The organism is Pseudoalteromonas sp. L23 (genome assembly GCF_021728455.1).
Lineage (GTDB): Bacteria > Pseudomonadota > Gammaproteobacteria > Enterobacterales > Alteromonadaceae > Pseudoalteromonas.
Window position 1 is genome coordinate 147,911 of the sequence record NZ_JAKKCW010000007.1, and the last position, 12,988, is coordinate 160,898.

Consider the following 12,988-nt stretch of genomic DNA (forward strand, 5'->3'; position numbering starts at 1 on the left):
CTCTTCTTATTTTCGCTCACCACCTTGACCGTGGCGATGCTATCCGTGAAGTATCCTCCATCGGAGGCATACTGACCCTAGCAATAAGAGTAGAGCATTTATTGCACAATGGTGCAGTACACTGGTTAAATAATCCGGAGGATCAGCGGCAACAATAACAAACACCCCACCCCCCAAAGAATTTTATTGTTTGTCAGCAAGGCTGCGCGATACCCCACCATCAACCCAAGGGAGCCCAGCTTTGGCACCAGCCAAAACAACAATCCAGAAAATAGCAGTGTTCCTGTGATCACCAACAGGCTCTCAGGCACACCACCGAGTTGATAACGGCTCAGCCAGAGCGCCAAGGCGATAATCACGCTTTGATGCCAGAGATAAATGGGAAACACCGCTTTATTGAGCCCCGTAAGCAGTGGATGAGGACGGTTAAGATAACGCGCCGCTAATGCTAATATCAACAACACTGCGCACACACGCTGTAACACCAACACAAAACTCCCACCCCAAGTAATGAAGGTAGTGCGCGTGTCTTGCTGCAACCAGTAAAAATGATATAAAAGCAAAATAATCATGGCGTTGACTGCACAAACCCACAGCAGCACTTTACCTTGTCGAGCAAGCCAAGCCCAAAACCGATTATGCTTAGCAAGCAGATAACCTGCGAGCAGAAAAACAAACCCCTGAAATTCTCTTTTGCTATCACCTTCCAATGCTAACTGAGCCCAGAGTAAGCTTGCAAAAACCAGCACGCTTAGTAGATAAGTTGACCAGCGCAAAGTGATAAAATGCCGGAGCATTACTTGAAGCTTAGAATTAAAGACGATATGCAGTACAGCAAGGAGCAAAGTAAAACGCCATAATTCTCGCAAGTACCACAAGTGATTGACATCGACATGGGGCCAAATACCGCTTTGATATTGACTAAATAAAGGGCTGTTAAAATCAATAAACTGTTTGTAAAAATCAACATACCCGAGCGTTAATCCAGCATTTTGCTGCATTTCTGCGTACAGTTGCACTGGCACAACAACCCATATGCCAAATAATAGTGGGAGCAATAACAAAGGAGTACGAAAGAGCATGGCTGTGCATGCTCCTTGTTTATCAAAAATATATCTAAGCGCAACTCCCGAGATAAACCAGATAAGCAACATGCGCCATGGTGAGATCACTAACATCAGATATTCTAGCCAAACCGAAGTATAAGCACTTTTGTAGTGAAAACCCCAGTTAGGTACATATAACATAGCGGTGTGATAAAAAATGAGTATTGTAAATGCAATAACACGCAGCCAGTCTAGCTCTACTCGCCGATTTAAATGATCCATGTTATTTTCTTTTTGAAAGTAAACTTACCCCTACAGTGCGCCAATACAGCGTACAAACAAACGAAATTTGCTTAAATAACAATAACTAGGGATAAATCGTGGAATAGAGGGATAAAATAAGTGACCGCTTTGCGTCCAGTTGCTAGAGTAAAAGAAAAACTCAAACCATGATGTTTTCACGTACCTTTATTCAGCAATACCACCCTTTGATGGCAATGGCATTACTCGCCCTCTTTCTGGCGATTAATAACACCTTAAATGCCATTACTCTGATCATGGATGCCAACCGAGATGCGCAGCTCGATTTTGCGCTGTGGGAACCTTTCGTGTGGGAATATACCAGTGCAGCTGCCAGCTTGGCCTTAATTCCCGTCATATCTTGGTATTTAAACGCATTTCCTTGGCAGTGGCATAAACCTGTTAACGTCGCTTTTAGCTTTTTTATGGCCTCACTGTTATTTTGTTTTGGCCATGTTGGCATCATGGTGTTATTACGTGAAACGATTTATTTTAGTTTGCAACTAGATTACAACTTTCACCTTTCTTGGTTTGAACTTATCTATGAATATCAAAAAGATGCATGGAGTTTGGTGTTCTTTATTGCACTCATAAAAGGTTATCAATTTAGTGTCTCCCATATGCTTGGTGAAGCATCTCCGATAAAACAAGAAAGCGATGAAGGTGAAACACTCCACAAACCTATTCATCACTTATTGGTACGTAAGCTTGGTAAAGAATTTATCGTTAAAGTTGAAGAGGTTGAGTGGTTACAGTCGTCTGGAAATTACGTCAATCTACACGTAAATGGCCGCATTTATCCGCTACGCTCAACGCTTGCTACTTTATGTCAGCGCTTAGACCCCGTTGGCTTCGTGCGTATTCATCGCTCTTTTGCTATTAATGTGTCTAAAGTGGTGAGTATTACGCCGCTCGCCAGCGGTGACAGTGAAATCGCATTGCAAAGTGGGAAAGTATTAACGCTCTCGCGAACCTATAAAACACAATTTAAGCACCAACTACGCCTTGAATAAATGGGCAATACACGATCAGTGAGTAATCGCGTGTTATTGCGTTAATCCCATTAATCAATGATAAATGCTGTAACGCTAAAGTTCATTTTGTATCCATTTCATCGCTCTACACTACACAGCCGCAACAGGTAAGGTGCCTATTTTTGCATTTGCACCGAATTTATATACAATCTTATGCGGTTCAGATGCCTCATTGGACTGCATAATAAAAGGATAATAAAAAAGGCTCTATGAAAAACCTCATCACTCCATTACTCGCAGCAATCCTGCTCCTAAATGGCTGTAGCCAAATACAGCAACCTCAACAGGATGAACCAACGCCAGATAACTCCGTGCAAACTGGTGTAAATAAGCCAAGAGAGACAGTTAAAAACGAAGCTAAAACGGTGGTTAAAACACCATATGATCCGCTCGCAACTGATGATTTATGGCTCCGCATTAAAGATCAGCTCAGCTTTGCCGATTCCGACGATAAGCGTGTAAAACAACGGATTGATTGGTATCTCAGGCATCCAAACTATATGGATACCATCAGTGAACGTGCAGCGCCGCTACTTTATTACTTAGTAGAAGAAGTCGAAAAGCGCGATATGCCAATAGAGCTTGCATTGATGCCGCTAATTGAAAGCGACTTTAATACCCAAGCCTACTCTCACAAGCATGCTTCGGGTTTGTGGCAACTCACACCGCTGATTGCAAAACATTATGATGCCAAGATCAACGCTTGGTATGACGGTCGCCAAGATATCGTAGACTCGACCCGTGTCGCATTGGACTTTTTGCAATACCTCCACAAACGTTTTGATGGTGATTGGTATCATGCCATTGCCGCCTATAACACAGGTGAAGGTAGAGTGCTTGCAGCCATTGAACGAAATAAAAAAGCAGGTAAACCAACTGACTTTTTCCATTTGAAGCTACCGCGCCAAACAAGTCACTACGTACCAAAGCTACTTGCGGCATCACAACTGCTAAAGCATGACTTAATGAAGTTTCCTAAGATCCCTAATCGTTCGTTAATCAGCGTTATAAAACTCGAACAACAAGCTATTTTATCTGATCTTAAAGGTTGGAAAGAAGTCGAGGTATTAAATCCAGGCTATGCACGTTTTCCTGCATTACTCGGCGGCCCTGAGCATATTGTAGTCCCCACAGCGCGCGTATCAGAGTGGCAAACCATGCTCACACACTTACCAAAAATGCCCGCGAATACATGGCAACATTATACTATCCGACGTGGAGACTCTCTTAGCACCATTGCAAAGCGCTACTCGCTAACTGTCGCCGAATTAAAAGCCTTTAATCAATTAAAGAGTGACCGTATTCGTGCAGGAAAAAAGCTAATTTTGCCCATTTTGGCAGACAAACAACTGGACTATCAGATCAAACACGGCGATAGTTTATGGCGCATTGCGAAACAATTTAATGTCAGTGTCGCTAAGCTAAAGCAATGGAATCAGCTTTCGACAGATAGACTGAAAATTGGCGATACGTTACTCGTATTTCTGTCGCCCTAGGGCGTAATATCAGTTGGATAAATATGTCAGAACATAATAATAACTCACACTCTGAAGATTTGACCGAAGAGAAACGCACTGAGCGCCTAAACCCATCTCCACATAATTCAAGACAAGCGAGAGGGACATTTAAACTCTCTCGCTCTAAAATGAACACCATTTTAGCCCTGTGTGCGATGTTTATTTCCGCAGCGTCGTTTTACGCCACCTACCTGCAAGCAAAGGCTGCTCAGGAGCAGGTTTCCGCAGCCGAAAAGCAGCTAAAAACTGAAACCTGGCCATGGCTACAATTCAGCTATAGCAACTTTGATTTAGACTCCACTCAAGCAACGATTAGAGTCGATATTCGCAATTCAGGAACCGGACCTGCCATAATCCACTACATTAAGTACGAGTTTGATGGCGAAAATTACTTTGATGTTACCGAACTGATGGACGCTTGTTGCAACCTTAACGCCTATCAAGCAGCGCTTAGTGATGCTCAAAATGAAGAATCGAATATCAATTATCTAAAAAAGTTTGGCTGGTATGTTTCCAGTGCGCCACAAAAGATTTTGCTGGCAGATGGCGACACTTTCAACATTTTTACCATGCCAAAAAGCAATTTTAATCGTGGATTATGGGACAAAATTGATGCCCATAAGTCGGTTTTTAAGGCAGAGGCCTGCTACTGTTCTATACTAAAACAGTGCTATACCACGAATGAAAAAGCTGTGATCACTGAGGTACCTAGTTGTTCAACGACACCGATAAATTCTACCAAAGAGTAATACAGCACTTATTGCAATTTGAGGGTGAGGTACTGCACTTGTACTTAGATGTGAATGCCAATCCGACGATTGGTGTTGGTTTTCATATGCAAAGTGTTGAACAATTTTGCCAATTACCGATGCGAGATAGGCGCTCCAAACGCTCTGCCACCCTACAACAAAAGCGCGATGAATACCGTAATATTAAGGGCAAACCCAGCGGCTACAAGGCTTCTTGGTATGCGCAATATACCGAGCTTACCTTGCCACCAAAAGCGTCTAAAAAATGTCTTTTAGAGCAAATCAAAGAATTTGAACAGTACCTCATTCATTTTCTTGCCAAGCAAGAAACTGGCAGCATTCCTTATCAGCTATTACCGACGCCCGCTAAGATTGCGCTATTGGATATGGCTTACAACCTTGGTACCAGTAAGTTATTTTTGGCCTTTCCTAATTTAATTAAAGCCGTCAGCGCACAAGATTGGCACAACGCAAGTAAAGAGTGTAGCCGTCTACATATTAGCCCAGCACGAAACGAAGCCACCAAAAAGCTATTCCTCAAGTGCGAGAAATACAAACGCTATCAACTGACTTGGTTCGAAACTTTGGTTAAAAAGCTAAAGCGTTGGCTACATAGCTAACAAACAATTATAACGATTGGCAAACTGAGTTGTTATCCCTCTATAACATATAAACATAATGCACTAATATTATTGAATAAATTTTATTTTCTTGGTTTTTGAACTTGTGAGTTTTTATGCTAACTTGACCAAGTCGCATCTAGGATATGTTGGTTTATTGAGTGAGTCTCTGGCGAATACGGATGGCAGTCATAACTACACCTCTTGTATTTCCAGCAAGACCTCTCTGTCATGACGCTCTAGTCGCTACAGATACAGTTATAGTCTTCTGGTAACAGACCAAGTTAATGGCGCTGGATTTGTTGCTGCCTTTCTAGTTGGCGCAGCTTTGGGTGAATTAGCGAAGAAGCTTTACAATAAATACGCTTCACCTATCGGTCAGCTCCGTGTTCTGGATCTGACCTACTTAGTAGGACACGAAATCATGTTTGAGTTTATTGAGTCTCTGTTACCTGTGTTTTTCGTTTTTATTTACGTAGTACTGCAAGAGAGATGGAAGGAAAAGTGCGACTTACCTTTGAAGCAGCATATTTTAATTGTGCTCGCAAAGATAACAATATGCCTAGTTTCTGTTGTGTCATTGGTGTTTATTTTTGGCAGTTGGCTTGGTGCTAGTGAAATACAAATGCTACCAATTGTTGCTATCGGATTCGGCTGCGCCTATGGATTAGCCTGTTATCTACTCGAACCCTTTTACTCTAAGAAAAGCTAAGGCCTGCTACAAACGGGCATAACAGGGGATGTATCAAACATTAGTTCTCAATAAAGCTTTGAAGAATATAGGAACTAAACTGAATGAAGTACATTGCATTATTACTATTATTAGCAACTAACCTCTCGTTATATCTTTATAACGGCGTGCCAAATTATATCTTTGTCTTGCTATTTAGCTGTTTACTTAGCAGTACACTCTATTCTATTTGGAAAAAGCATTCAAAATAGACATTTCAGCTCAAGAAGAAAGACGCTATTGGCTCATAAATCAAGCCATTTTCATTGCGGTGAGAGTGGTATAAGTAGAACTTCTTTACCGTGAGTGAGAAAGGCGCAATTGGCTTATCGATAGTCGGTTCTGGCTTACAATTTCGAAATAGCGTGATATGTGGTGAGAATGGATGCGGGTTGTGATAGAGGTCGCATTTTTCTCCAAAAGCACGCAATGGATTGGCTAAATCAAGCAAAGCGTGTGGTTTTTGTTCGGGCTTTAAGTAAAAAATGCCATTGTGCTGCCAGTAGCCATAGTCACCAAAGGTGAGTGTAAATTTAGGCACCGATAAACTACTAGCAAAATCACAAAGCTCAGCTACTTGTGACTCCTCCACCATAGCAAGAAACGCCAGTGTAAGATGCCAATTATTCGGCTGAGTATTGGCTTTACTCGCGCTCACACTATCCACCAGCCATTGGCCAATATGCGCTCGAGTGTCGTCATCCATGCCAATACCAAAAAATAATCGTTTTTGCATCTTACACCTATATTGATAATCTAAGGTTTAACTAACCGCTTACCTACTAAAGTTAGCATAACCCCAGCAGAGAAGCATAATAAGCCAACAAATTGCAGCCAGGCGTTTTCTACACGCTCACTAAATTTAGGGCCTTGAAAACGATAATGCCTTCTACCATCGGTTACCGATTCGGTATAAGCGCTCCCTTTATAGTCTGAAAAAAATACCGTTTTTTTGTCTAAACGTTTCGCCATGGCAAGCTTAACTTGCTCCACAAATCCAATATCGCTATTCCTACTATGAGGGACAAGGAGAAAGCGCCACTTTCTATATAACTCAACGGGCTCACCGGCTTGCAATACCCCCTGAGATTCATATTCAAACAGTTTTTCACTAAAAAATATCTGTTTGTAGCCACTCCAAAATAACCCGACACCGAGAGATACTAGCAAAATAGCTAATATCGCAAGTTGCTTATATTGCTTTTGTTTTGATTGTTGATGTTGCTTATACCAATATTCGATGTCCGGTATTTGGCTTAGTTCTTCACGCTTTCCTTGTGTTGAAAGGGTTTGCATACACTCATCTAAGGATAAATTCAGCGCCGTCAGTAACTTTCTAAATACCTCGTTAGAAGGCACGGATTTGTCGTTTTCTAGTTTAGATAAATAGCTTTGCTCAACACACATTTGCTCAGCTAGCTGGGGTTGGCTTAAGCCTTTTTGTGTGCGGATCTGTTTAATAAAGTGTCCTAGTGTCATCACCGTCATCCTCGTTTATTGTTGTTGCGACCCGGCACATTCTTGGCAATTCTTTGATAAATACCAAGTTGAATATTTAGGAATAAGCATGAATATCATAGCATTACGAAATATTCACTGTTTGAATTGAAGTTTTGATTAAAAAGCACAATAAACAGGCTCACGTCCAGATCAATACAATGCCTTTTGGTGCAGCCGTGCACGAAACTCACTGGGCGTACACGCCTTCAATGCTTGAAAACGACGATTAAAATTAGAAATATTATTAAAACCACATTGATCCGATATCACACTAATGGGAGAGGCAGAGCTAATTAATAGTTTACAGGCCTTGGCAATACGCAGCTGATTGATAAATTCCGTCACAGTTCGCTCCGTGCGCTTTTTAAAGAAACGGTGAAAGTGATTGGTGCTCATGTGCACTTGCTGTGCAAGCTCATCGGCGCTTAATTTGTCGGTGTAATTATCATAGATATAGGCAATAACCCGGTCGAACTTGTCTTTCGCGGGGTCATGGCGGGCGTCAAAGCGAAAGCCGTTACTGGCTAAATGTTGATAGTTCGATGTCGTCATCCGCGTTAACATTTCAAGCAAAAGCACAAAGCGCATTAACGGCTCGGCATCCGCGATTTGCTCAAACCACTTTTTCGCTTGCCGTGCGACTTCCACAGGAAATTTGACGCCTCGGCGCGCTGCATTTAACAATTCAGATAAGCCGTGTAATTCAGGATGCTGAGCCACTAAAGATTCCAACCAGTGCGCAGGTATTTGTGCAACATGGACAACGTGAGCGGAGTGATCCGGATTCGGTTTTGACTGCCAAGTATGTGGTAAGTCAGGGCCTAGGATAACCAAATCTAAGTCTTCGTAAGGGGCGATATGATCACCCACGTGACATACACCGACACTGTTGAGCGTCAAACAGATCTCATATTCCGGATGATAGTGCCAATTAAAGGGAATTTCGGGCAATTGATACAGGCAATAACGCCATGAACATCCAGGAGATGGTAGTACTTTCTCGTACATCGCGCGCATAGCAATTTCCTTTTACATTAATAAACTTATTTAAAATCGGCATGTTATAAACTTTAAAACAACTACTCGTTACACCTAGTTGCATATCATGCAAATTCAATCACCAACCAATATTAATCTATCGAAATATAGCGACAGCCTGAAGTGCAGTGAAGTATTTTTGTCAAATTACTCTCATTTAAGCGTGAAAAGTATCATTAGTAGATAGAAATATACCGCTTAAAAAACACCCAAGGCGATACCCTAGCTTCTGCCAACAACAAATAGGAACAATGGGCAGAACAATGAAAACAACTAAGTTGAAGCAATTTAAATTGAATAAACTTGCCGCCATCGTGACAGCAAGTACCTTATCACCCCTTTTACTCACCGCTGCACCATCAGCATTAGCCGAAGAACAAAGCGCAAAAGAAAATGTCGAAGTAATTGAAGTAAGAGGCATTCGCCGCTCGCTTGAAGCTTCAATGAACACCAAGCGCTTTGCAGATGGTATTGTTGATGCTATCACCTCGGAAGATATTGGTAAGTTTCCCGACAAAAACATTGGTGATGCGCTACAGCGTATTTCTGGGGTTACAGTCGACCGTAAATATGGTGAAGTAAGTGGTGTTACAATCCGTGGTACCGCGCCCGAGCAATCGCGCATCTTATTGAATGGCCAATCGGTCGCCAGTACCGATTGGTATGATTTGGGTCCATCGACGCGTACTTTTAACATGGAGCTGTTATCAGCAGAGCAAGTTTCGGCAGTTAACGTCTACAAAACGCCTGAAGCAAACCTTGAAGAAGGTGCGCTGGGTGGTACAGTGAATCTTGTCACGCGTAAACCACTGGACTTAGATGCACACACTTACATGGTGTCGGCAGAAATGGGCCGCTCTACCTTGTATGATGAAAACGACTTAAGCGGATCGTTTTTAGGTAGTTGGAAGAGTGACGATGAAAAATTTGGTGTGCTCGCAGCATATTCTGTTGAGAACCTGACTTCAGGCCGTCACGTTATTGAGTCCATTGGTGGCTACTATGAATATTTTGCGGCGGATCAAGACACGGGACAAGCATCTACAGTGGGCGCTTGGGCTATCGGCTCGCAAGCATTCAGAGCTGAGCGCGAGCGCACCAGCGCGCAACTTACCGCGCAATTTGCACCAAGCGATAACACCGAGTTTACAGTAGACTACTTTCGCTTTGAGTTTGACAATCCACATGTAAACCATAACTTTCTTACCGTAAGTGCCCGTGGTGCAGGTGCTGTTGATGTACAAAACAACGCAGCGGGCGGTACACAGCGTGCGCGTATTTTGCCAGCTTACGCGAACATTATATACAACCCCACTGTTCGTAACGCCGTAAACATGAAAGTCGATGCCTTAAACTTCAGTGGTAAATACGTCGGTGATACTTTCGAGATTAGCGGTGTTATTGGTCGCTCAACATCTGATGGTGGTACACAGTTTGGTTCCTCAAGTTGGTGGATCCCGGCAACGGATGAGGGTGGAAAAATTGGAGATCCTGCCTTCCCTAATGGTCAAAATAGTACTGATGGTGGCTTTACTTACGATGCCACAGGTCCTTATCAAATTTGGTTTGACTCGCTAGACCCAACCGATGCCTCACAGCTCAAATTTGCTCAGGAATCAAACTTCCAAACTACGGTTCAAGAGCATGAAGTGAGTTATGCGCAAGCCGATATCAAGTGGATGCTAGAGCATGATTACTTCAAGAGCATCAAAGCGGGTGTGAAAATCAATAAAAACGAATTTGCACGTATCGCAATACAAAGAAATCCAGCGGATGTTGTTGGTTTTGTCCCTGATGGTAATAGTTTAGCTAACTGGAGTGATGGTATTTTTACCAATCTACATTCGCAAACGGGCGGACATATTCTTAATTCATACGCCAAGCTCGATGAAGATAAGTGGTGGGATTTTATCACTGGCAAATATGAGGCGGGTGAACTAATTGAGCAGCAAGACCTAGGTAAAACCTACAATGTCGAAGAAGATATGCTCGCTATCTATGTGCAAAGTGAATTCAGCGGTGAAAACTTCCGCGGTAATATCGGCTTACGCTATGTGGATACAGAACAACAGTCCAGCGGCTATGTTGATAACACGGCCTTCGATGAAACGGTTGACTACGACAACTGGCTACCGAGCATCAACTTCGCTTATGACTACAGCGACGATATTATCATCCGTGCGGCCGCATCTAGCGTTATGTCTCGAGTTAATTATAACGACTTAAAACCAGGTCTAGCGATTGATGCCAACTTTGGTTCTGCCACCGGTGGTAACCCGAATCTTAAACCATATGAAGCTGACCAAGCAGATATTGGTGTCGAATATTACTTTACCGAAGCTTCCTTGTTCTCAGCAGCCGTTTTTGTGAAGAAAATTGACAACGTTGTCTTTTCTACCGAAGCGATTGAATATGTAGACGGATGCGGTACCGACCCTTCTAAGTATGATCAATGCCGAGTCACACGCCCACGTAGTAACGGAGACGGTGACGTAACAGGGATAGAACTGCAGCTTCAACATAGCTTTGATAATGGCTTTGGCTTTATTACTAACTACACCTACGTGGATAGTGAAACCACCACACCAGATAATGCAAAAGAAATGGTGCCGGGAGTATCTGAAAACTCATTTAACGGCTCGCTATTTTTCGAAAACGAGCAGTTCAGTGCACGTATCGCTTATAACTGGCGTAGTGAATGGATTGGCGTCGGTGCAGCACAAGCGGTGCGCAACGATAGCTACCAACAATGGGATGCATCTTTGGTGTGGCATGCAATGGAAAATCTGGATGTCAGCTTAGAGGGTGTAAACCTGACCAATGAGGTTATTCAATCTTATGACACCAACTACAACTTAACGCAGAACACCATTGAATTTGGTACGCGTTATTACCTTGGCGTCAGCTATAAGTTCTAACCTCGGAGCCCCAGTCGCTTGCGGCTGGGGTCATTTGCCTATGAAAACAATACAGTCACTCACCATCCTTGGTGGCGGTACCGCCGGTTGGATGTGCGCAGCCTACCTTGCTAAGCATCAACCCAATTTATCGGTCACGGTGATTGAGTCATCGAGTATTGGCAGAATTGGCGTTGGCGAAGGCTCAACGCCACATTTGCAGCTTTTTATGCAAAGCCTTGGTGTGAAAGAGCGCGATTGGATGCCCGCGTGCCAAGCAAGCTATAAAACCGGGATCTATTTTGATAACTGGAATGGCGACAATGGCAGCTATTTCCATCCCTTCTTCTCTGAAATGGATGCAAAAACAGCGGAAGTTTACTTTGTCAACGCCAACGCCAGACGTCGTGGTAGCGAATATATAGATAAGCCCGAACATTACTTCTTAGCCGCAGTGCTGGCCGACAAGCAACAAGCACCTCTGCCACAGTGTCCATTACCAAGGGCGCTTGAGTACGGCTATCACTTTGATGCGCAAAAACTTGCGGATTGGTTAAGGGCATTTAGCCTAGCGCGAGGCGTAAAGCATATTCAAAGTACGGTGAGTAGCGTACAGCATCATGCCAAAGAAATTATTGCACTGACACTTGAGTCAGGTGAGCAGGTGAAAAGCGATTTTTACGTCGATGCCTCAGGGTTTAACGCCCTACTGATAGAGAAAACGCTCGAAGTGCCCTTTATTTCCTTTGCAGATCAGTTACTCAATGATTCAGCTGTCGCGATTGCCGGCGCTAAAATCAACCCGCTACCTTCAAGTACTTCTGCTATCGCGATGCCGTGCGGCTGGCGCTGGCAGATCCCGCTACAAGGCAGAACCGGACATGGTTACGTGTACAGCAGCGCACATACCACTCCCGAAGAGGCTGAGGCTCAACTGCGCCAAGCCGCGCAACTCGATAAAGGACAAGCCAAACATCTCACCATGAAAGTGGGCATGATGGCGCGCAGTATTGAAGGCAATGTGTTTGCTATTGGCCTCGCACAGAGCTTTATTGAACCACTCGAAGCCACTGCGCTGATGGTCACAGGTTATAGCATTGAGTTATTAAATAGGCTGCTTTCGCAACAGCTCGAGGCACAAACCATCAATCAACAACTGTCAGAGCTGGTGCTCGGTATTAAAGAGTATGTACTGGCACATTACGCCACCAGCAAGCGCGCAGATTCACCGTATTGGCAAGATGCGAAAATCGCAGCACTGAGCTTAAACGAGCTCGATGAGCTGCTCACACACTGGCGTAGCGGTGGTGATTTTGACGCTTGGCTCAACCAACACAGGATGCACTCACCCTATATTCGTCCCAGTTGGTATTGCTTACTTGGCGGCATGGATCATCGCGATAGCACCTGCCAAATGCCCTTTGATCAAGCACCACAGCATATCGAACAAGCGGCCAAGGCCTATCTAACGAAGCTTAGTGATGAGCATTTTACTGCCCATACAACAGCACTGGAACAATTACAGCGAGCACAAGCGTTTCGTGCATAACCCAATTG

Annotated in this window: 11 protein-coding genes; 7 read left to right on the forward strand and 4 right to left on the reverse strand. The window is 43.6% G+C overall.

The window, feature by feature from the left end; all coding sequences use genetic code 11:
* Window positions 1-125: 125 nt before the first annotated feature.
* Window positions 126-1,328 carry an acyltransferase gene (locus L3V43_RS13370; protein WP_237116708.1) on the reverse strand — a complete coding sequence of 401 codons (1,203 nt, stop codon included), beginning with the start codon at window positions 1,326-1,328 and terminating at the stop codon, window positions 126-128.
* A gap of 167 nt (window positions 1,329-1,495) precedes the next feature.
* Here L3V43_RS13370 and L3V43_RS13375 point away from each other — a divergent pair, with 167 nt between their 5' ends.
* The 5 genes from L3V43_RS13375 to L3V43_RS13395 all read left to right on the forward strand — a co-directional run bounded on the left by L3V43_RS13375 (window position 1,496) and on the right by L3V43_RS13395 (window position 5,978).
* On the forward strand, window positions 1,496-2,359 hold the full coding sequence (locus L3V43_RS13375) for a LytTR family DNA-binding domain-containing protein (protein WP_235368532.1): 864 nt from the start codon (window positions 1,496-1,498) through the stop codon (window positions 2,357-2,359).
* A 230-nt stretch (window positions 2,360-2,589) separates the two neighbouring features.
* Window positions 2,590-3,876 carry a LysM peptidoglycan-binding domain-containing protein gene (locus tag L3V43_RS13380; RefSeq protein ID WP_237116707.1) on the forward strand — a complete coding sequence of 429 codons (1,287 nt, stop codon included), beginning with the start codon at window positions 2,590-2,592 and terminating at the stop codon, window positions 3,874-3,876.
* Between the two features lie 23 nt (window positions 3,877-3,899).
* Entirely contained in the window at window positions 3,900-4,646 is a 747-nt protein-coding gene (locus tag L3V43_RS13385; RefSeq protein WP_237116706.1) for a hypothetical protein, read from the forward strand.
* Between the two features lie 38 nt (window positions 4,647-4,684).
* Entirely contained in the window at window positions 4,685-5,266 is a 582-nt protein-coding gene (locus L3V43_RS13390) for a hypothetical protein (protein WP_237123932.1), read from the forward strand.
* A 424-nt stretch (window positions 5,267-5,690) separates the two neighbouring features.
* Window positions 5,691-5,978, forward strand: coding sequence for a hypothetical protein (locus tag L3V43_RS13395; protein ID WP_174170167.1), 288 nt, complete (start codon window positions 5,691-5,693; stop codon window positions 5,976-5,978).
* Between the two features lie 235 nt (window positions 5,979-6,213).
* Here the strand turns inward: L3V43_RS13395 and thpR are convergent, their stop codons facing one another.
* From thpR to L3V43_RS13410, 3 genes are all read right to left on the reverse strand, one after another.
* Window positions 6,214-6,732, reverse strand: a complete 519-nt coding sequence (thpR, locus tag L3V43_RS13400; protein WP_237116704.1) for an RNA 2',3'-cyclic phosphodiesterase — start codon at window positions 6,730-6,732, stop codon at window positions 6,214-6,216.
* A 20-nt stretch (window positions 6,733-6,752) separates the two neighbouring features.
* The gene (locus L3V43_RS13405) at window positions 6,753-7,475 is read right to left on the reverse strand and encodes a helix-turn-helix domain-containing protein (RefSeq protein ID WP_237116703.1); all 723 of its coding nucleotides are present in this window, start codon (window positions 7,473-7,475) and stop codon (window positions 6,753-6,755) included.
* 171 nt (window positions 7,476-7,646) lie between these two features.
* Window positions 7,647-8,513, reverse strand: coding sequence for an AraC family transcriptional regulator (locus L3V43_RS13410; RefSeq protein WP_010606984.1), 867 nt, complete (start codon window positions 8,511-8,513; stop codon window positions 7,647-7,649).
* A gap of 284 nt (window positions 8,514-8,797) precedes the next feature.
* On the opposite strand from L3V43_RS13410, the gene L3V43_RS13415 reads away from it, so the two are divergent.
* Window positions 8,798-11,452 (forward strand): TonB-dependent receptor, encoded by a 2,655-nt coding sequence (locus L3V43_RS13415; RefSeq protein ID WP_237116702.1) that lies wholly within the window; start codon window positions 8,798-8,800, stop codon window positions 11,450-11,452.
* A 40-nt stretch (window positions 11,453-11,492) separates the two neighbouring features.
* Entirely contained in the window at window positions 11,493-12,980 is a 1,488-nt protein-coding gene (locus tag L3V43_RS13420; RefSeq protein ID WP_237116701.1) for a tryptophan halogenase family protein, read from the forward strand.
* Window positions 12,981-12,988 lie beyond the last annotated feature (8 nt).

What these genes read in the sequence shown, in the direction of transcription:
- L3V43_RS13370 (WP_237116708.1), bottom strand. Translation starts at nt 1,328, where the DNA reads ATGGATCATTTAAATCGGCGAGTAGAGCTAGACTGGCTGCGTGTTATT.
- L3V43_RS13375 (WP_235368532.1), top strand. Translation starts at nt 1,496, where the DNA reads ATGATGTTTTCACGTACCTTTATTCAGCAATACCACCCTTTGATGGCA.
- L3V43_RS13380 (WP_237116707.1), top strand. Translation starts at nt 2,590, where the DNA reads ATGAAAAACCTCATCACTCCATTACTCGCAGCAATCCTGCTCCTAAAT.
- L3V43_RS13385 (WP_237116706.1), top strand. Translation starts at nt 3,900, where the DNA reads ATGTCAGAACATAATAATAACTCACACTCTGAAGATTTGACCGAAGAG.
- L3V43_RS13395 (WP_174170167.1), top strand. Translation starts at nt 5,691, where the DNA reads ATGTTTGAGTTTATTGAGTCTCTGTTACCTGTGTTTTTCGTTTTTATT.
- thpR (WP_237116704.1), bottom strand. Translation starts at nt 6,732, where the DNA reads ATGCAAAAACGATTATTTTTTGGTATTGGCATGGATGACGACACTCGA.
- L3V43_RS13405 (WP_237116703.1), bottom strand. Translation starts at nt 7,475, where the DNA reads ATGACACTAGGACACTTTATTAAACAGATCCGCACACAAAAAGGCTTA.
- L3V43_RS13410 (WP_010606984.1), bottom strand. Translation starts at nt 8,513, where the DNA reads ATGCGCGCGATGTACGAGAAAGTACTACCATCTCCTGGATGTTCATGG.
- L3V43_RS13415 (WP_237116702.1), top strand. Translation starts at nt 8,798, where the DNA reads ATGAAAACAACTAAGTTGAAGCAATTTAAATTGAATAAACTTGCCGCC.
- L3V43_RS13420 (WP_237116701.1), top strand. Translation starts at nt 11,493, where the DNA reads ATGAAAACAATACAGTCACTCACCATCCTTGGTGGCGGTACCGCCGGT.